The following is a 19970-nucleotide window of genomic DNA, read 5'->3' as shown; positions in this document are numbered from 1 at the left end:
GGCATACACTGTAAAATTAGAGCCGAGAAAAGCGCTGCAGGTTCCGTGCAAGCTTTTCCCAATTGAACGGAAAGGTACGTTCCGTATGAAGAGAAAATTTTCAGACCGCGCCAACTGGCGGCGTATCTTGCGCAAAAGCTATTCATGCCTTGCGCTTGACGGCGAGGAGTTTAAAGGACTCGTGACGTTTTACCGGATTCATGAATTGCGCGAGCCGTTATGGAAGGAATATAACGGACGGAAGCTGTGTTTGGCCGATCGCGGTTATTTGTGGATGCAGCATTTTCCTAGAGGCGAGCATTTTGTCGTCACGACGATGTTTGATGACAAGGGACGCGTTGTACAATGGTATATCGATGTGTGCAAGACACAAGGCTTAACCGATCAACAGGTGCCTTGGTTCGATGATCTCTATTTAGATGTCGTAGTGCTTCCTAGCGGAGAAGTATTCCTCATGGACGAGGATGAGCTGGAGGATGCGCTTAGACAAGGGGACGTCAACGGTAAGGATGTAGCATTAGCCCGCAAAACGGCAGGAAAATTGCTTTCAAGCATTCGAAATGGCCGTTTCCGGTATTTTACGCTCAGTCTGAAACATCGGAAAAGCTTACTTGAAAGAACTGGGGAATTAAGCGAATCATGAATACGGCAACGGGTAAAAGGAGCAGCTCACGCAAACGGTCTAGAAAAAGGCGTCCGTGGCTGCTCTTGTTTCGTGTTGTTGCCTGGGGGATATGTGCAGGCGTGTTTTGGTGCGGATATTTATTGTGGTTAATTAATGGCTACCAGGCAGATAAACCGCTTATCAAATCGGATGCGGGTATTATTCTTGGCGCCGCTTTATGGAATGATTTGCCAAGTCCGGCGTTAAAGGAACGGTTGGAATTTGCTTTGCGGCTGTATGAAGAGGGAACGGTGGACAAGCTGATTTTGTCTGGCGGTTTAGATGCGAACGGTTCGACCAAAACGGAAGCAGAGGGTATGCGCGACTATCTGTTAAAAAAAGGTATATCTGCTGACAAGCTGTTGCTAGAAGAAAAATCAACAAGCACGTATGAGAACCTGGCTTTTAGCAAAAGGATAGCGGAGCAGAACAAGCTGGGAAGTCTTCTTGTCATTACGCATGATTATCATGCTGCAAGAGCGAAGGAAATCGCCAAACAGCTTGATTATTCGCCGCTGCAGGTGGCTGCCACAAAATCGAAAGTGCTGAATCCCGTATACAATGAGTCGCGGGAAGTACTGGCATTCACTAAATGGAGGCTTGACTCGCTTATCCGCATGTTTGGATTTCCGCCTTCCGATTCGTCGCTGTAAATCTGCTAATATGCAGCTGCAAGGTAGAATAAACTTGTAGTGCGGTTAGCCGCAACAGCTTTCGATGCAAAGGATAGGTGATGCGACAGATGAGTGGACACGTCATATCGGGACCCGGAAATGGCTCCGCAAGGCCTTCCCGTCAAATCAATGTGGTCCTAAGAAGCCAAGAAACATTTCAGACAGGAGCATCAGCCCATGCGCTAGAAGCAGATCCGCTTCCTGCCGTAAAGCCGCTTCCCAGCGTGGATCATTATGCCGATATTCAAAAAGAACTCGAACCGATGATTGGCATGGAAAACGTGAAATCACTTATTTATGAAATATATGCGCTGCTTTATATTAGCCGAATGCGTTCGGAAGCAGGTTTATTTGGCGGCTCTCATGTGTATCATATGATTTTTAAGGGTAATCCCGGTACGGGAAAAACGACTATCGCGCGAATCGTAGCGAAGCTGTTCCAGAAGATGGGCGTCCTTACAAAAGGACATTTAATCGAGGTGGAGCGCGCGGATCTTGTTGGCGAATACATCGGGCATACGGCGCAGAAGACGCGAGATCTCGTGCGTAAAGCAATAGGAGGCGTCCTTTTTGTGGATGAGGCCTATAGTCTTGCGCGCGGAGGAGAAAAGGATTTCGGCAAAGAAGCGATCGATACGCTCGTTAAAGCCATGGAGGACCACAAAAACCAGTTCGTGCTTATTCTTGCCGGTTATCCTGCCGAAATCGAGGATTTTTTGCTGACCAATCCAGGTCTCCCCTCACGCTTTCCGATCCAAATCGAATTTCCGGATTATTCGGTGGATCAATTGATTCAAATTAGCGAGCTGATGGCAAAGGACCGCGATTACATTTTGATGCCGCAGACCGTATTTAAATTAAGGCAGCATCTCATGCAGGAGAAGCAAAGCACGATGTTTTCGTTCAGCAATGCAAGGTATGTCCGTAATTCGATCGAGAAGGCGATTAGGTTTCAAGCCGTTCGTCTGCTTACGCATTATGCTAGCTCGGTTCCCGCAAAGCAGGAATTAATGACGATCAGGCCAGAGGATTTGAAATGGGATACGAAGCCAATATAATGCTGGAGCTTAGAAGGAGTATAAAATGAGCGAGAAAACATTCGATACGAATCCCAATATGATTGAGAAAGCGATTTTGATTAGTTTGGTAACTTCAAATGATAAGCGTAAAGGCGGCGACCCGGAGATGTCGCTCCAGGAGCTGGTTCAGCTAACCGAAACGGCAGGCGTCGAAGTGCTCACGACGATTACGCAGAACAAGGAATCCGTGGATTCCAAATGGTTTATCGGTAAGGGCAAGGTGCAGGAGGTTAAAGCTTTAGCCGATGAGCTGGGCGCCACGACTGCCATATTCGATCAGGAATTATCGGGTGCCCAGGTCCGCAACCTCGAAGAAGCGCTCGATTTGAAAATCGTCGACCGCACGCAGCTTATTCTGGATATTTTCGCCGGGAGAGCAAAAACCCGCGAAGGCATCATCCAAGTCGAACTTGCCCAGCTCAGCTACCTGCTCCCGCGTTTGTCCGGACAAAGCAAAAACCTTTCCAGACTAGGCGGAGGCATCGGCACCCGCGGTCCGGGCGAATCAAAGCTCGAGACGGATCGCAGGCATATCCGAGACCGGATTTTTGATCTGAAGACGGTGCTTGAAGAGGTTGTCCGCCACCGGAAGCTGCACCGTGAGCGCCGCAAAAAATCAGGAGTCACACAGGTTGCCTTGGTTGGCTATACGAATGCAGGGAAGTCGACGCTGCTCCGCGAGCTGACGGATGCCGATGTCTATGTGGAGAATCAATTATTCGCAACGCTTGACCCGACGTCCAGAACGCTGGAACTGCCAAACGGCAGAGAAATCGTGATCACCGACACGGTAGGATTTATTCAAAACCTGCCAACGGATCTCATAGCTGCATTCCGTGCAACCTTAGAAGAGGTTTGCGAGGCTGACTTAGTGCTCCATGTCATTGACAGCAGTTCGCCGGTGCGCGATGAGCAAATTGCTGTTGTGAACAAAATTCTAGGCGATCTCGGTGCATCCGATAAGCCTTTTATCAAGGTCTACAATAAGAAAGACATGTGCATAAGCAACGGCACTTTAGCCGATCTGCCTATTACAAGCGGAGATAATCTAGTCATCAGCGCTTACGATGCAGATGACCTTGAGCTTCTGAAGCAAACGGTCCAGGATAAATTGAGCGGGGATGTCGTGACCTTTAACGTTCCTGCTGAACGCGGTGACCTGATTGCGCTGGCCTATCGCAGCGGCGAGGTGATAAGCCAAGAGGTGACGGAAGAGTCACTGAGGCTTACCGTTCAAGTCAGCAAGCAAGAGTATGAGCAGCATGGGCACCGTCTGAAGCAATATATCGAATAGTCGGTTACATAGGCTTACGAAGTAGTTTTGCTTCGCAAAACTTAGGTCCATGCTTACGAAGTAGTTTTGCTTCGCAAAACTTAGGTCCATGCTTACGAAGTAGTTTTGCTACGCAAAACTTAGGTCCATGCTTACGAAGTAGTTTTGCTACGCAAAACTTAGGTCCATGCTTACGAAGTAGTTTTGCTTCGCAAAACTTTAAGGAGAAGATAACGAAATGAATAGGCAACATGATAATCAGAAGCTGTGGGAGCATCTTGAGCAGGTCGCTGAGCAGTCCGAGCTGCTGGCTTCAGAAGCTTTCCGAAGCGTCGATAAAATAGCTGAACGCAATCAATGGAAGGTCATCGAGGCGTTTCAGCGCCATAAAGTAAGCGATTTTCATTTCACGGGATCAACAGGTTATGGCTATAATGACCGCGGACGTGAAATACTTGATCTTGTGTACGCGGATGTTATGGGAGCGGAGGCAGCAATCGTCAGGCCGCATTTCGTCTCGGGCACGCATACAATCAGCTGTGCGTTATTCGGTGTTCTTCGGCCAGGCGATGAGCTGCTGTATGTGACTGGAAGACCATACGATACGCTGCATAAGGTCATTGGCAAGCCTGGAGACGGGATGGGTTCATTGCAGGACTTTGGCATAACGTATTCGGAGGTGCCGCTTCTAGAGGATGGCGGTCTCGATTGGGATCGAATTTCGCTTGCGATTACGGAGAAAACTAAGGTCATCGGAATCCAGCGTTCACGCGGCTATGATTGGAGAGCTTCGTTTACCGTTTCTGAAATAGAAGCTATCGTCAAGCGTGTCAAAGCATTGAAGCCTGACGTGATTGTTTTTGTGGATAATTGTTACGGGGAGTTCACTGAGCTGTTAGAGCCTACCCAAGTCGGGGTAGATCTAATGGCAGGATCCCTAATCAAAAATCCTGGCGGCGGTTTGGCTGAAACCGGCGGTTATATCGCCGGCAAAGCCTTTGCTGTCGAAGCTGCCTCCTTTCGTTTGACAGCGCCCGGAATAGGCGGCGAGGTCGGCGCAATGTTAGGCACGCTCAGAAACATGTTTCAAGGTTTATTTTTGGCTCCCCACTTGGTTGGACAAGCTATTAAAGGAAGCGTGCTGGCAGCGGCCTTGTTCGAGGAACTTGGTTTTGAAACAAAGCCGAGATGGAACGAACCGCGGACCGATCTTATCCAAGCCGTTCGTTTTGGGCAAGCCGAGCATTTAATTGCGTTTGTTCAAGGAATACAGCAAGCGGCTGCCGTCGATTCCCATGTCGTTCCCGAGCCTTGGGATATGCCTGGTTACGAGAATGCTGTCATAATGGCGGCAGGAACGTTCATTCAAGGTGGCAGTCTTGAGCTTTCGGCAGACGCTCCAATACGTGAACCTTACATTGCATACATGCAGGGCGGCCTTACCTACGCTCATGCTAAATATGGTATTCTGACTGCGCTTTATCGACTTGTGGACAGCGGTTTAATTGTGATTAAACCTTACATAACTTGACACATTTGCGTAGGAACGGTTAGAATGAACATATTAATGAACGACTGGAAGGTTGATGCGACATGGCTGATGATATTCGCAGAAATATGGCCTTATTTCCAATCGGCATCGTAATGAAGCTGACGGATTTAACGGCCCGCCAAATCCGGTATTACGAACAGCATGAATTGATCGTCCCTGCAAGAACTGCAGGAAATCAGCGGTTATTTTCGTTTAATGACGTAGAACGGCTTTTGGAAATTAAATCATTGATTGAGAAGGGCGTTAACATCGCCGGTATTAAACAAGTGATGAATCCGGTATCTAAAGAGTCGGATGATGCAACGATCGTAAGCGAGCAATCGGAAGTAAAGCGGCGTGAGCTATCCGATCAGCAGCTGCATCGTTTGCTTAAACAGCAATTGCTCGAGAAAAGACCGGGTCAGGCATCGCTAATTCAAGGACAATTGACTCGTTTCTTAAATAAGCGCTAGTTGGACTATTTTTAACTATCGATTCGCCATCAAAGGAGATGATTCTGTGAGTTACACTAAAGAGGATATTAGACGTATTGCACAGGAACAAAATGTTCGTTTTATCCGTTTGCAGTTTACGGATTTACTCGGAACGATCAAAAACGTAGAAATTCCCGTGAGCCAGCTTGAAAAAGCGCTCGACAACAAAATGATGTTCGATGGTTCGTCCATTGAAGGTTACGTGCGTATCGAGGAGTCTGATATGTACCTGTACCCTGATCTCGATACTTGGGTTGTATTTCCATGGGTTACGCAAGATCGCGTTGCCCGTTTGATATGCGATATTTATATGCCTGACGGAACGCCTTTCGCCGGTGACCCGCGTGGTATTTTGAAGCGTGCTTTGAAAGAAGCCGAAGATCTTGGTTATTCAGCAATGAATGTCGGTCCTGAGCCTGAGTTTTTCTTGTTCAAAACCGACGAGCGCGGCGAGCCGACGACAGAATTAAACGACCAAGGCGGTTATTTCGACTTAGCTCCTATGGATATGGGTGAGAACTGCCGTCGCGAAATCGTTCTGACGCTGGAAGAAATGGGCTTTGAAATTGAAGCATCCCACCATGAAGTTGCTCCAGGACAGCATGAGATCGATTTCAAATATGCGGACGCCATCAAAGCAGCGGATCAAATCCAAACGTTTAAGCTTGTCGTCAAAACGGTTGCACGCGAGCATGGCCTGCACGCATCATTTATGCCAAAACCATTGTTCGGCGTAAACGGCTCCGGCATGCACTGTCACCAGTCCTTGTTCCAAGGGGATACGAATGTATTCTATGACGAGAAGGACAAGCTAGGCCTAAGTGCAACTGCACGCCACTACATGGCAGGCATTTTGCAGCATGCCCGAGCAATGGCAGCCATTACGAACCCAACGATCAACTCCTATAAACGTTTGGTGCCTGGTTATGAAGCGCCTTGTTATGTTGCTTGGTCAGCAAGCAACCGTTCGCCAATGATCCGTATTCCGGCTTCACGCGGTCTCAGCACTCGCGTAGAGGTTCGTAATCCGGATCCGGCAGCAAATCCATACCTAGCGCTAGCCGTTATGCTTAAGGCTGGTCTTGACGGTATACAGAACAAGCTGCCATTGCCGGCTCCAACGGACCGGAACATCTACATCATGACCGAGGAAGAACGTCAGGATGCAGGCATTCCAAGCTTGCCGCTTGATTTGAAGGAAGCGCTCGATGAAATGCTAAGAAGCGATATCATTTGCGAAGCACTCGGCGATCATGCGCTTGCCCATTTTTATGAGCTGAAAGAAATCGAATGGGATATGTACCGTACCCAAGTTCACCAATGGGAAAGAGATCAATATTTGACGCTTTATTAAAATAAAAATTAGAATCCCTTGACGCAAATTGCGTTGAGGGATTTTTTTGAGCTAGCAGTACTATACAGAGTTGGTACTATGCGCTTGTCTGACGAATTGTTATATTCAGTACAGTTAACAACGGCTGCCGGATGAATATAACAACGGAGTTCAGGAGATGAGCAGGATGAACAAAACAAACTTAAATGACGAGAAAACAAACAGTATATATATTTTACTTACCGATACGGGAACCTTGTTCACAAGGCTGATCAAAGGATTTACGGGTGCGCCTTACAATCATGCTTCACTCGTGCTGGACGAGAAGTTAGAAGAAATCTATAGCTTTGGGCGTAAGCATGTGCATAATCCATTAAACGCGGGGTTTGTGAAGGAGGATATCTATCAGGGAACATACAGGCATTTTCCGGAAACACGCTGCAAGCTGCTGCGTATGTCGGTAACGGAACAACAAAGAACATCGATAATAAAAGTAATTTGCGAGTTCGATAAGGATAAGAATAAGTATCGCTATAATTTAATTGGGCTGCTTGGCGTTCTATTAGAAATAGATTTGCAGCCTGCAGATTCCTATTTCTGTTCGCAGTTTGTTGCAGAGACGCTCCGCAGCTGCGGAATTCACCTGTGGAACCGTCCATCAACTTTAGTGACGCCGAACGATTTTCTTGAACACAAGAGTGTCCAAGCCGTCTATGAAGGTCCATTGTATCAGTATCCCAAGCTTGATCGCCAAAGACTGGGCCGGGTGCTCAAACCTCTGTACTCCGCGGTTCTATTTGGAAAAAGTGCTGTGTAGCGCAAATGTTATGCAGTAAACCCAAATCATATTTTTACTTTAATCAAGCGATTGTTTATGATAAGAAGAGGAAGCTGTTTTTTATGAAACTCCGGATTTACGAAATCAGATATCAAGTTAAATCCATGTCAAAATCGCATATAAAATAGTGAAGGGTGATCGGCATGGTATCCGTAGGCGATATGACAGACAATGCGACTAAAAAATTACGAGTTATAATTACGGGTGCTACAGGAATGGTAGGGGAAGGCGTACTGCATGAGTGTCTTCAGCATCCGGATGTTGAAAGCGTGCTGGTTATCAATCGACGACCTTGTGGTGTCGTTCATAACAAATTAATAGAGATTATCCATGAGGATTTTTTTCAAATCGAACCTATTTCCAATCAGTTATCCGGCATCGACGCTTGTTTCTTTTGCCTAGGCGTATCATCAGTCGGCATGAATGAAGAAAAATACAGTCACCTCACTTATGATCTGACTTTATATCTGGCAGGCATTCTTTCGAACATGAACCCGGAAATGGTGTTTTGTTATGTATCAGGAAGCGGAACCGACAGTTCGGAGCAAGGCAAAAGCATGTGGGCCAGAGTGAAGGGGAAAACAGAGAACGCGCTCCTGCAGCTCCCTTTCAAAGGCGCATATATGTTCCGGCCTGGTTACATCCATCCGATCAAGGGCTTAACGAATACGCATGGCTACTATTCTGCTTTGAAGTGGTTGTATCCAATGCTCCGAATCCTCTTCCCGAACCATGTGATTTCATTAAGGGAGCTTGGGCTGGCTATGATCCGCGCGGCCAAATCTGGCCAAGCGCGAGCCATTCTAGACAGCAAGGCTATTTCCGAGATGGCCAAATAAGCGAGGGATTTCAAACTATTGGGCAGAACACGAGCTTATCACACAACGGGGGATTTAGGCCGATGCTTTACATCCCCCGATATGCGCATATTCTGCATAATAATCATATATTTATTTTATTTACAGAATTGACGGTGTCCCCCATGAGAGCCGCCGCCATGAAAGCCTCCTGAATGCCCTCTGTGAAAGCCGCCTGGCCCTCCGCTGGGGAAGAAACCTCCTCCATGTATGCCGCCATGCCACCAAGGTCCTCCAAAGCTGCCAATGGGGAATGGAATGGGGAGCGGAAGCACTTCCGGGTACGGATAAGAATAAGGGTATGGATAGGGATAAGAGGGCGGAAAAGGGTAAAATGGGGGTGCGAGCGGTCCGAATGCCATCGCGTTTTTCCTCCAATCATTTATTTTGATACGAACAGCCTATGTTTCTACCGCTGCCTATGTAACTTGCCCGCCTTTATTTACGGATGGGTTTAACCGAGAAGCAATGCACCGTTCTGATCCTAAAATGATTGAGGTAACTGAATATCCTTCGCACAAAAAAAGACCCGTTTATAGGGTCTTTTTGTATAAAATCAGATGTCTAGAACTGAAACAAGGGATAGGGCCGCTATTTAATAGCCGCCAAAACCCATGCAGCTGCATGCGATAATCACCAACAAAATGAAGAGAACCAAAATTGTACCTAAATTTGTAAAAGCTCCGCCAACGTAACCGGACATTTTTCAATGCACCTCCTTACGTGTTGAGTACACAGTATGTTATGCGGGATAATTGCTCAGTGATTGGGTGTTTGCCTTGGGATGGGCGACCCTGCAGATGCCTATTTTTAAAAAGAGGGATGACTGTAAACAAAGAAAAGGCTGGATCATTGATGCTCATGCATCTGATCCAGCCTTTGCCTTATGTACGAGTGTGATGCCATTAATGAATGTCGCGGAAAAGACCGATGACTTTGCCAAGAATCGTTACATTTTGGAGTAAAATCGGCTGCATAGAGGAATTTTCCGGCTGCAATCGAATATGATTTTTCTCCTTGTAGAACGTCTTCACCGTTGCCTCGTCGTCTTCGGTCATTGCAACAACGATTTCACCGTTATTTGCCGTTTGCTGTTGGCGGACAATGACGTAATCCCCATCGTGAATGCCGGCTTCGATCATGCTCTCGCCCATTACATTCAGAATAAATACGCTGCTATCACCCACAAAATGGGAAGGGAGCGGGAAATACTCCTCGATGTTCTCCGTAGCTGTGATTGGCACACCGGCTGTAACCTTACCGACAATCGGCACCTTGGCTACGGAAAGCGGAATAATGCCATCGACGCCTTCTTGGTCTAAAATTTCAATGGCACGGGGTTTCGTGGGATCTCGGCGAATTAGGCCTTTCTTCTCCAGGCGGTCTAGATGACCGTGAACGGTTGAACTGGATAACAATCCGACAGCTTCGCCGATTTCTCGAACGGAGGGCGGATAGCCTTTCTCCCGGACTTCATTCTTAATAAATTCAAGAATCGAATGTTGTCGGTTAGAAATCTTCGACACTGCAATCACTCCATTAGTAGGTTTGCAAAAAATTATAACATAGAACCGGAGTTCGTACAAACATAAGTTCTTAAGTACAAAGGTTCGCATTTTTTGTTGACACCAAACGTTTGTTCGTGTATTCTAAAAACAGAACAAACGTTTGGGGTGCTGATAAATGATAACTAGTCCAAGCTTTTATAGAACGATTCATAAGCAGGAAGCAAGCAAAGCAATGAAAGTTACAAAATCGGTTGTACGCTTGGTAAAGCGTCATACGGTTAAGGCTATCGTATGTTCAGCTTTGTTTACTCTATTATTCACGAGCTTTCTCATGATGGGAACAGATGCATCGGGCACTTCTCCTGAAGCTGCTTCGAATGAAGAACAGGTGATCACGGTTCGTCCAGGCGATACGCTTTGGGAGATTGCTAAACAATTCAATGATTCGAGCCATGATATCAGATATGTGGTTTATATGATTAAGGACCGGAATGAATTACATAACGCAGAGATTAAGTCCGGGCAGAAGCTAATCATTCCAAATATATAAGTAGAGTTATTTTATTTTCCTTCGCTAATATCGCTCACCATTATGCTTTCTGGAACAAGCAGATTACTTGAATCTGCTTGTCTCGGAAAGCATTTTTACGTTTTAATTGAAGCGCTTGTTTATTTCCTATTTGGAGTACACATTAAAAGGAAAGGAATCGGTGGCAAGGGTCAAGAGCACAGAATGCATTCCCCTTGCCTTGACAACTGAACGTCGAAAATGTCAAAGTATAGAGTAGTGGTTTTTCATCATGAGAGGAGTAGAGCAAGGTATGGAATTCTCGAAAATAATTGAACGGATTAACGAGCTCGCTCGTAAAAATAAATCGGAAGGTTTATCCGATGCGGAAATGGCCGAAAGAGATGAGCTTCGTAAGCAATATTTAACGAACTTCAAGAACAATTTCCGGCAGCAGCTCGAAACGATAGAAATTGTGGATGACAAGGATAATATCAAGCATTAATAAATGTCTAGGGCAATCATTTAATATCCAAGGAAGGGTGATTAGATGAATTACAAACTATTAGGCAAAAGTGGACTGGCAGTATCCGAGCTTTGCTTGGGAACGATGACTTTCGGTAACACAACGAGCGAAGAGGATTCGATTGAAATGATCAATCGTTTTGTTGACCGGGGAGGAAATTTTCTCGATACGGCTGACGTATATGTGAGCGGCCGTTCCGAGGAAATAGTCGGGAAAGCGATTAAAAACAATCGCTCCGATATCGTTCTGGCGACAAAGGTGAGGATGACCACTTCCCAAAATATTAATGGCGTGGGGTTATCGCGCAAGCATATCATGGATGGCGTTGAAGCAAGCTTGAGACGTCTTCAAACCGATTATATCGATTTATATCAGGTACATGTATGGGATCATGCAACACCGATTGAGGAGACCCTGCGCACGCTTGATGATCTTGTAACCTCGGGTAAGGTTCGTTACATAGGATGTTCGAATTTTTTCGCTTGGCAGTTAATGAAATCGCTGGCATGCAGCGATGCAAGCCGATATGTCCGTTTTGTTTCCATTCAGCCGCAATACAGCTTGGTGAGCAGACAGATGGACCTTGAAATGATGTCGCTTTGCTTAGAGGAGAAGGTAGGCATTATTCCATGGGCTCCAATTGGCGGCGGATTTTTAACGGGACGTTACTCGAGAGAAGAGCCAAAGGAAGGCCGGTTGACTTCTAAGGTAGGAGAGAGCGCTTGGATCAATCGTGCCTTGGACAAAAATTTCATCATTCTTGACACATTGCTGGAAGCTGCCAAGGAACTGGATAAAACGCCGGCGCAGGTTGCGTTAAGATGGCTGATTCAACGCGAAGGAATTACATCGCCGATTTTCGGTGCCAGTAAACTAGAACAGTTTGAGGATAATATCGGAGCAATTGGCTGGGAAATGCCAGACGGGATTTGGAACCGTTTGGAGGAAGTCAGCGCGCTTCCGGATGATTACCCTAATCGCTTCATCGAAAAATTCCGCAGACCGTTTGAATAGGGTTTTAAATTAGGAGGAGAATGAGCTTGTCACGTTCCTGGGAGCGCAAAGTGCGCAAAAATATGACCGAAGTGAATAAACAACGCAAAAAACAAGGCAATGGCCAAATCGTTTTTAATGCCGAGAAATCGGAAAAAATAATTGGACGCAATTACATCGCGCCAATTTTATTGATTTTATTTATTGGCATGTACGTCATCTTGATGCAAAGCTCTTCCCAATTCAAAATGGATACGATGTTTTGGATAACGGTTGGCTGTTATATTTTACTTGCGGTCCTCTTTTTCTTTAGACGTCCGTACATAACGATTGGCAAGGACTTTGTGCAATCCCGCCGTTTGACAGGAGATAAGCGTATTCCTGCTTCAGCAATTAAAGGATTTAGCGCACAAAAGGGTTATGTAATCGTGGAGCAGCATAAAGGCGGTAACTGGGTGTTCTCTAAATTAACGAACCGGTTTCCGACTGAAGAAATTAGCGAGAAGCTGAAAGTGTTTGCGCAAGCAAACGGCATTCCTTTTCAGGAAAAATAATAGGTAGGAGAGTTTGAACAACGATGGCTAAACAAGCGGTATTATTTGATTTGGATGACACATTGCTGTGGGATGACCGCAGCGTAAAGGAAGCTTTTGAAGCAACCTGCCAAGCGGCAGCGGCTGCGACCGGAGTTGATCCTGATGCTCTTGAGGAAGCGGTACGCCGTGAAGCAAGAGCCCTCTATGAATCGTATGAAACGTTCCCTTTTACAAAAATGATCGGAATCAATCCGTTTGAGGGTTTGTGGGCTCCCTTCCGCGAAGGCGAGCAGGAAGAATTCCGGAAGCTTGAGAATCTTGCTCCCGGTTACCGGAAAGCAGCATGGACACAGGGGTTGAAGGCGCTTGGCGTGGACAATGAAGAGCTTGGCGCTGTGCTAGCCGAGCAATTCCCGGCTGAACGCCGTTCGCGTCCAATCGTATATGAAGAAACATTCCGCGTGCTGGATGCGCTTAAAGGTAAATATAAGCTTCTACTTCTCACGAACGGTTCTCCTGATTTGCAAAGAGAAAAGCTCGCGGGCGTACCGGAACTTCTGCCTTATTTTGACCATATCATTATCTCGGGCGAGTTCGGGCAAGGGAAGCCGGCTGCTGCGATATTTAAGCATGCACTTGAGCGTCTTGGCATCGAAACGGAGCACGGAATTATGGTTGGCGATAAGCTGACAACGGATATACTAGGCGCGAATACGATTGGGATGACCTCGGTTTGGATTAATCGCCACGGCGCCGTCCGTAACGACGAAATCATTCCTACCCATGAAATTAAACACTTAGAAGAGCTTCTGCAGCTGCTGGAACTATAAATTATTGCAACAAAAAGCCCCTCATTGCCTGCATTTGCAGCATAAGAGGGGCTTGCATTATTTTTGATACGTATTAAGCCTGGTTGGATGCGAACTTCTCATCAGCAAAAGGATGGGCGATCCAGCCTTCCGTTTCAATGAAAAGACGAACGGCAACGATTTGACGGTTTTCCATAAGCGTAAAGAAATGCGGCTTGTATTCCGGGACGGAAATAACGTCGCCAGCTTCCAGTTCCACGTCAAAATAACCTACATCGTCAGTACCTTTAATAATAAAGATGCCGCGTCCCGCAGTTATCGCGCGAACTTCATCTTCTGTATGGGTGTGTACGTTTTCGAACTTTTTAAGCAGCTCGTCTAGATTCGGCGTAGCATCGGATAAGGCAATAATATCCCATGTTTTATACCCGCGGCGTTCTGCGAGGTCTTTGATTTCTTCGTCATAGGTTGCCAAAATTTCCTGTTTTTCTTCGTCGGAAAGGACGAATTTCTGCTGAAGGCCTTCTGCCAGCTTGCTCGGGTTCCAATGCTCGTAAAGCACCTCTTGCTGTTCTAGAAATGAACGGACAGCTTCTTCTCCTTGAATCCGTTCCTCTGTATTGCGAATTCTAATTTCAGCCATGAACATTCCCTCTTTTCCTATAGAGATTAAATGATATAATGATTATAAAACAAATCAAATGGATTGTCGATGGATTACCTTTTCACGCAGAAGGTATTCTGATAAACTATGTGTTAATGATTTTGGGAAGGGTGTAGTAAATTGTCGAAACCGACCATACAACAAATGCTTCAGGAGCGTATCCTTATTTTGGACGGCGCAATGGGGACGATGATCCAGCAAGCTGGATTAGATGAAGATGATTTTGGCGGACCTGAGCTGGACGGATGTAATGAAATGCTCGTTCTGACTCGACCTGATGTCATACAATCGATTCATGAGCAGTATCTTGAAGCAGGCGCGGACATCCTGGAAACCAATACGTTCGGAGCTACAAGCGTCGTGTTGGCTGATTATGATATCCCTGAAAAAGCAAGAGAAATCAATCTAGCTGCTGCGAAGCTGGCACGTGACGCCTGCGATAAATACAGCACGCCTGACAAGCCTAGATACGTAGCCGGCGCGCTCGGTCCTACGACCAAGACCTTATCGGTAACCGGCGGAGTGACCTTTGATGAGCTCGTTGAAAGCTATTATGAGCAGGCGCTTGCTTTAATAGAAGCGGATGTTGATGCTCTATTGCTCGAAACCTCACAGGATACGTTAAATGTGAAAGCGGGCAGCATTGGAATCCGCAACGCCTTTGATAAGCTCGGCAAAGAGCTTCCAATTATGATTTCCGGCACGATTGAGCCGATGGGGACAACCCTTGCCGGCCAAACGATTGAATCTTTTTATATTTCCTTGGAGCATTTGAAGCCGATTTCCATTGGCCTGAACTGCGCAACGGGACCAGAGTTTATGCGGGATCATCTTCGTACGCTCAGCGATATTGCCAATTCTGCGATAAGCTGTTATCCGAACGCGGGCTTGCCCGACGAGAACGGGCATTACCACGAATCGCCTGAATCATTGGCCAAGAAAATGTCGGCATTTGCTGAGCAAGGCTGGTTGAACATTGCCGGCGGCTGCTGCGGAACGACGCCCGATCATATTCGCGCGATGGGTGAAACCATGGCGAAATACGCTCCGCGCACAAAAATGGGATCGCATCCGAATGCGGTTTCCGGCATCGAGACTGTATACATCGAGCCTGAGAATCGCCCGATTATGATTGGGGAACGCACGAACATTTCCGGTTCCCGTAAATTCAAACGGCTCCTGAAGGAAGAAAAGTTCGATGAAGCCTCTGAAATCGCAAGAGCCCAAGTTAAGGGCGGCGCACATGTGATCGATATTAACCTGCAGGACACGGATATCGATGAAGCCTATGCGGTCCATCAATTTTTGCCGCAGGTCGTAAAAAAGATAAAAGCGCCGTTAATGCTCGATTCCACTTATGATCATATTATCGAGCTGGGGCTTAAATATTCGCAAGGTAAAGCAATCATTAACTCCATTAACCTGGAGGACGGCGAATCTAAATTCGAACAAATTTTGCCGTTAATCCATCGCTATGGCGCTGCTGTCGTCATGATTCTCATCGATGAGCGAGGCCAAGCGGTAACCCGTGAAGCGAAGATGGAGGTTGCGGAGCGTTCCTATAACCTGCTGACTCAAAAATATAAGATGAACCCTGAGGATATTATTTTTGACCCGAATATGTTCCCGGTCGGCTCCGGCGATCCCCAGTATATCGGTTCCGCGGTTGAAACGCTCGAAGGCATCCGGATGATCAAGGAGAAGTTCCCGCTTGCCAAAACGATTTTGGGACTCAGCAACATTTCCTTTGGTCTTCCTGATGCGGGCCGTGAAGTGCTTAACTCCGTATACTTATATCATGCAACCAAAGCAGGTCTTGATTATGCGATCGTTAACACGGAAAAGCTAGAGCGTTATGCTTCGATTCCGGATGAAGAGCGTCGCCTGGCCGAGGAGCTCATCTACAATACGACGGATGAAACGTTGGCAGCTTTTGTTGCGGCATTCCGCGACAAGAAGGTCGAGAAGAAAGAAAAGATTTCGAATCTAACCCTCGAGGAGCGTCTTGGCTCATACGTAGTGGAAGGAACGAAGGAAGGCCTGATCCCGGATCTTGACGAAGCGCTGAAAAAATATTCAGCTATGGATGTCATTAACGGACCGCTTATGCGCGGAATGGAGGAAGTTGGCCGCCTATTTAACGGGAATGAGCTGATCGTAGCTGAAGTGCTGCAAAGCGCCGAGGTTATGAAAGCATCCGTAAATTACTTAGAGTCGTTTATGGAGAAAAATGAATCATCCGTAAAAGGAAAAATCATTTTGGCGACGGTTAAAGGCGATGTGCATGATATCGGCAAAAATCTCGTTGAAATTATTTTATCGAATAACGGCTACAAAATTATAAATTTGGGCATAAAAGTACCGCCTGAGCAATTAATCGAGGCTTACCGCAAAGAGAAGGTCGATGCGATCGGTTTATCGGGCTTGCTCGTGAAATCGGCGCAGCAAATGGTGATCACGGCACAGGATTTGCGTACGGCAGGCATTGATGCACCCATTCTTGTTGGAGGCGCCGCATTGACGCGGAAGTTTACTAAAACGAGAATCGGCCCAGAATACGACGGCCTTGTGTTATACGCGAAGGATGCCATGGATGGGCTTGACATCGCGAACAAGCTGATGGATCCGGCGCACCGCTCGCGGATGGAGGACGAGATGGCTGCGTTTAAAGCATCCGGCGGCCTCGAAGAGGAAGAGAAAAAGCCTTTGCCGCAATTAACCCGAGCGGTTCGTTCCAAAATTTCGCCGGATGCGCCCGTGTTTACGCCGCCGGATCTGGACCGTCATATATTGCGCGATGTACCTTTGCCGCATGTTATTCCATACGTGAATATGCAAATGCTGCTCGGACATCATCTCGGACTAAAAGGTAACGTGGATAATTTGCTGAAGGAAGGCAATGAGAAAGCGGTTCAGCTCAAAGCTACCGTCGATGAAATTTTGCAAAAGGGCACGTCTGACGGCATTATCAAAACCCATGGCATGTACCGTTTCTTCCCGGCGCAATCATCGGGCAATGATGTCATTATTTACAACCCGGTTGATCCTTTGCAGGAAATCAAACGATTCACATTCCCTCGTCAGCAGGTCGAGCCGTATTTATGCTTAGCTGATTTCTTGAAATCAGTGGAGAGCGGCGTTATGGATTACGTTGGCTTCTTGGTCGTAACGGCTGGGCATGGCATACGTGAACTCGCCAACGAGTGGAAAGATAACGGGGATTATTTACGCTCGCATGCCCTGCAGTCCGTAGCACTGGAAGTGGCAGAAGGAATGGCTGAGCGTGTCCATCATATTATGCGGGATATTTGCGGTTACCCGGATCCTGCAGAAATGACGATGAAGCAACGCCACGGTGCTCGTTATCAAGGGATTCGCGTATCCTTCGGCTATCCGGCATGTCCGAATCTTGAAGATCAGGAACCGCTGTTCGATCTGATGAGACCTCAGGATATTGGCGTTGAATTGACCGAAGGATGCATGATGGAGCCGGAGGCTTCCGTATCCGCAATGGTGTTCGCCCACCCTGAAGCGCAATATTTTAACGTAGAGAAACTATAGCTTATAATAAAAAGAGAGCCCTTGAGCGTTCGTTTAACGAGCTTGAAAGGGCTCTTCCTTTCAATAATCGAAGTGAAGGCAGCTTCTGCTAAGAGTGAGGTGACTGTGGATATGAATATGTGGTTTTTGGGGACGGGGGCCGGAAGACCCTCTAAATATAGGAATGTTACCGCAATGGCGCTGCAGCTGCCTGAGCCCCATTCCAGCTGGCTGCTGTTTGACGCCGGCGAAGCGACTCAGCATCAGCTCATGCGTACGCCTCTTAAGCTGAATAAACTTGAGTTCGTTTTCATTACGCATTTACATGGCGATCATTTATACGGTTTGCCGGGTCTGCTCAGCAGCCGCTCGTTCGATGGAGGAGTTACCCCAGTTCGGCTTTATGGTCCGGTTGGTATAAAAGCGTTTATAGAGACGGTTTTCAGTATCAGCGCCACTCAGCTCGATTATGAACTGATTATCCATGAAATAACGGGGAACGAAGCTCTTATATTCGAAGATGACCGGTTTAAAGTGGAAGTTGGGCAGCTTGAGCATCGCGTGGTCAGCTACGGCTATCGTATAACGGAAAAGGATCAGCCCGGCAGGCTGCTTGTTCATAAGCTAAAGGAGCTTGGCATCGAAGCAGGCCCTTTGTATGGGAAACTAAAGCAAGGAGAGTCCGTTACTTCGCCATCCGGTACGATCGTGCACACAGCAGATGTAACCGGCCCGGCACATATCGGGAGGGTTATCACGGTGTTGGGAGATACGAAGCCTTGTGATAACGCTCTCAGACTGGCCGTCAATGCGGATCTTCTTGTGCATGAAGCTACCTTTGCCGCAGGCATGGAAGAGAAGGCCCATGAGTTTGGCCACAGCACAACGGCGGAAGCCGCCGCTACGGCTTCCAAAGCGAAGGCCAAGCGTCTGGTTATGACACATTTTAGCGGGCGGTACAGCAATGAAGATCTATCGCAGCTGGAGCGAGAGGCCGCTCAATATTTCGAAACGGCAACGGCAGCCGTCGATCTGCTCCATATTGAGGTAAAACGTGCTTTGAATGAATAATAAAAAAACGCGAGGATTTCCTCGCGTTTTTTTGTTTAATGATGGTCTTTTCCATAAAAAAAGGACAAGAAAACCGAAGCTAAAACGATGATAACGATTATGCCGAAAAAAATAAATACTTGGTAGGGACTCGGGACGAATGCGCTTGCGATCATAAACAGGCCGCCGAAAACATAAAACTTAGCAGCCGTCTGATGCGTTTTTCTCCAAACGGTTTCGCTTGCTAAGGTATGGGCTGTTTTGATGCCGATTAAGCTGTCAGGCTGGATGCGCGGCATGTAAATGCCCGAGACGGTTAAAATGACGCCGATCATCGGTATGACCACTTTCTCGATATCGACCTCGAATCCGAAGCCTAACGCAATCGTGGTGCTGTGCAGAGCCAAAAGGGTAAGCAGAATGATATTTTGAACGATGAGCAAGGTAACTTTGTGCTTCTGGTAGTTTTGCTTTCTTGGCAGAATAACGATCAAAATGACCATTAACGCGGGCATCAGCAAAAGAGCGAAGGCTTTATGAGCCAATCCGTTGATTTCATTATTAATATCCCAATGGATAGCCATTTGTTCAGGCAAATAGGAATAAGTTGCAATACTTGCGATTAGTGCAACCGAAACGATGATCCATGAGAGCACGGCAGATTTCAATTTTTATCATTCCCCCTGGCGTCGGATTGCTGAAAGGAGATGATCCAACTGATCAAATCTTGGAATACCGCCGTATTTAGTGAATAGTAGATATGTTGGCCATGACGCTCATCCGATACGAGCTCGGCTTGCTTTAATAAGCTTAGATGATGGGAGATGCTTGGTTTTGTCATTTGAAAATGGTCGGCAATTTCGCCAGCAGTCAAGTCACGCTCGCGAAGAAGATCTAATATTTTCCGCCTTGTCGGATCGGATAAAGCTTTAAAGGCAAGGTTGATGGACATGGTACCCATCCTTTCGCAGACGGTTAGATATTTAAACAAGTGTCTAAATAATGATATGAAACTACTATATCGTGTACGCAATTGGCTGTCAATTTTCGAGGCGGCTGTTGTTTCCTTAAATTAAAATTGCAGACCGAACAT

Annotated in this window: 21 protein-coding genes; 16 read left to right on the top strand and 5 right to left on the bottom strand. The window is 46.8% G+C overall.

Annotated elements, in window-relative coordinates:
• The first annotated feature begins 85 nt into the window (after window positions 1-85).
• The 9 genes from MRBLPE1_RS19540 (at window position 86) to MRBLPE1_RS19500 (ending at window position 8725) form a co-directional block, all read left to right on the top strand.
• Window positions 86-643 carry a DUF402 domain-containing protein gene (locus MRBLPE1_RS19540; RefSeq protein ID WP_364148613.1) on the top strand — a complete coding sequence of 186 codons (558 nt, stop codon included), beginning with the start codon at window positions 86-88 and terminating at the stop codon, window positions 641-643.
• Window positions 640-1317: a YdcF family protein gene (locus MRBLPE1_RS19535; RefSeq protein ID WP_364148612.1), complete on the top strand. Its 678-nt coding sequence runs from the start codon at window positions 640-642 to the stop codon at window positions 1315-1317. Before MRBLPE1_RS19540 ends, MRBLPE1_RS19535 begins: the two co-directional genes overlap by 4 nt.
• An 89-nt stretch (window positions 1318-1406) precedes the next feature.
• A complete protein-coding gene (locus MRBLPE1_RS19530; protein ID WP_364148610.1) occupies window positions 1407-2396 on the top strand; it encodes an AAA family ATPase in 990 nt (329 codons plus the stop codon).
• Window positions 2397-2421: 25 nt separating this feature from the next.
• Window positions 2422-3711: a GTPase HflX gene (gene hflX / locus MRBLPE1_RS19525; RefSeq protein WP_364148608.1), complete on the top strand. Its 1290-nt coding sequence runs from the start codon at window positions 2422-2424 to the stop codon at window positions 3709-3711.
• A gap of 217 nt (window positions 3712-3928) precedes the next feature.
• Entirely contained in the window at window positions 3929-5221 is a 1293-nt protein-coding gene (locus MRBLPE1_RS19520; RefSeq protein ID WP_364148605.1) for an aminotransferase class I/II-fold pyridoxal phosphate-dependent enzyme, read from the top strand.
• Window positions 5222-5283: 62 nt separating this feature from the next.
• Window positions 5284-5694 (top strand): MerR family transcriptional regulator, encoded by a 411-nt coding sequence (locus tag MRBLPE1_RS19515; RefSeq protein WP_053376247.1) that lies wholly within the window; start codon window positions 5284-5286, stop codon window positions 5692-5694.
• A 46-nt stretch (window positions 5695-5740) separates the two neighbouring features.
• Window positions 5741-7069 (top strand): type I glutamate--ammonia ligase, encoded by a 1329-nt coding sequence (gene glnA, locus MRBLPE1_RS19510; RefSeq protein WP_364148601.1) that lies wholly within the window; start codon window positions 5741-5743, stop codon window positions 7067-7069.
• Window positions 7070-7235: 166 nt separating this feature from the next.
• Window positions 7236-7865 (top strand): hypothetical protein, encoded by a 630-nt coding sequence (locus MRBLPE1_RS19505; RefSeq protein WP_364148598.1) that lies wholly within the window; start codon window positions 7236-7238, stop codon window positions 7863-7865.
• Window positions 7866-8029: 164 nt separating this feature from the next.
• Window positions 8030-8725 (top strand): NAD-dependent epimerase/dehydratase family protein, encoded by a 696-nt coding sequence (locus tag MRBLPE1_RS19500; protein WP_364148596.1) that lies wholly within the window; start codon window positions 8030-8032, stop codon window positions 8723-8725.
• Between the two features lie 613 nt (window positions 8726-9338).
• Here MRBLPE1_RS19500 and yjcZ read toward each other — a convergent pair.
• A complete protein-coding gene (gene yjcZ, locus MRBLPE1_RS19495) occupies window positions 9339-9446 on the bottom strand; it encodes a sporulation protein YjcZ (protein WP_364148593.1) in 108 nt (35 codons plus the stop codon).
• Window positions 9447-9648: 202 nt separating this feature from the next.
• On the bottom strand, window positions 9649-10269 hold the full coding sequence (gene lexA, locus MRBLPE1_RS19490) for a transcriptional repressor LexA (protein WP_114378485.1): 621 nt from the start codon (window positions 10267-10269) through the stop codon (window positions 9649-9651).
• A 214-nt stretch (window positions 10270-10483) separates the two neighbouring features.
• Between lexA and yneA the strand changes: the two genes are divergently transcribed.
• The 5 genes from yneA to MRBLPE1_RS19465 all read left to right on the top strand — a co-directional run bounded on the left by yneA (window position 10484) and on the right by MRBLPE1_RS19465 (window position 13644).
• Entirely contained in the window at window positions 10484-10801 is a 318-nt protein-coding gene (yneA, locus tag MRBLPE1_RS19485) for a cell division suppressor protein YneA (protein ID WP_364148589.1), read from the top strand.
• A 271-nt stretch (window positions 10802-11072) separates the two neighbouring features.
• The gene (locus tag MRBLPE1_RS19480; protein ID WP_364148586.1) at window positions 11073-11264 is read left to right on the top strand and encodes a DUF896 domain-containing protein; all 192 of its coding nucleotides are present in this window, start codon (window positions 11073-11075) and stop codon (window positions 11262-11264) included.
• A 45-nt stretch (window positions 11265-11309) separates the two neighbouring features.
• Entirely contained in the window at window positions 11310-12299 is a 990-nt protein-coding gene (locus MRBLPE1_RS19475; RefSeq protein ID WP_364148583.1) for an aldo/keto reductase, read from the top strand.
• Window positions 12300-12319: 20 nt separating this feature from the next.
• A complete protein-coding gene (locus MRBLPE1_RS19470) occupies window positions 12320-12832 on the top strand; it encodes a hypothetical protein (RefSeq protein ID WP_364148580.1) in 513 nt (170 codons plus the stop codon).
• A 23-nt stretch (window positions 12833-12855) separates the two neighbouring features.
• Entirely contained in the window at window positions 12856-13644 is a 789-nt protein-coding gene (locus MRBLPE1_RS19465; protein WP_364148578.1) for an HAD family hydrolase, read from the top strand.
• A gap of 73 nt (window positions 13645-13717) precedes the next feature.
• On the opposite strand, the gene MRBLPE1_RS19460 is transcribed toward MRBLPE1_RS19465, so the two are convergent.
• Entirely contained in the window at window positions 13718-14266 is a 549-nt protein-coding gene (locus MRBLPE1_RS19460; protein ID WP_364148576.1) for a 1,2-dihydroxy-3-keto-5-methylthiopentene dioxygenase, read from the bottom strand.
• A gap of 165 nt (window positions 14267-14431) precedes the next feature.
• Here MRBLPE1_RS19460 and metH point away from each other — a divergent pair, with 165 nt between their 5' ends.
• Window positions 14432-17848 carry a methionine synthase gene (gene metH, locus MRBLPE1_RS19455; protein WP_414698913.1) on the top strand — a complete coding sequence of 1139 codons (3417 nt, stop codon included), beginning with the start codon at window positions 14432-14434 and terminating at the stop codon, window positions 17846-17848.
• 111 nt (window positions 17849-17959) lie between these two features.
• A complete protein-coding gene (gene rnz / locus MRBLPE1_RS19450) occupies window positions 17960-18898 on the top strand; it encodes a ribonuclease Z (RefSeq protein WP_364148570.1) in 939 nt (312 codons plus the stop codon).
• 35 nt (window positions 18899-18933) lie between these two features.
• Here rnz and MRBLPE1_RS19445 read toward each other — a convergent pair whose 3' ends face one another.
• Together MRBLPE1_RS19445 and MRBLPE1_RS19440 are read right to left on the bottom strand one after the other, a co-directional pair.
• Entirely contained in the window at window positions 18934-19545 is a 612-nt protein-coding gene (locus tag MRBLPE1_RS19445) for an SdpI family protein (RefSeq protein WP_364148567.1), read from the bottom strand.
• Entirely contained in the window at window positions 19542-19829 is a 288-nt protein-coding gene (locus MRBLPE1_RS19440) for an autorepressor SdpR family transcription factor (RefSeq protein WP_364148565.1), read from the bottom strand. The genes MRBLPE1_RS19445 and MRBLPE1_RS19440 overlap by 4 nt, the downstream gene beginning before the upstream one ends.
• Window positions 19830-19970 lie beyond the last annotated feature (141 nt).

Origin of the sequence: Paenibacillus sp. LPE1-1-1.1 (genome assembly GCF_040676435.1) — a bacterium.
Taxonomy (GTDB): domain Bacteria; phylum Bacillota; class Bacilli; order Paenibacillales; family Paenibacillaceae; genus Pristimantibacillus.
The sequence above is the reverse complement of the archived record's forward strand: the minus strand, read 5'-3'. Positions and strand labels throughout refer to the sequence as shown.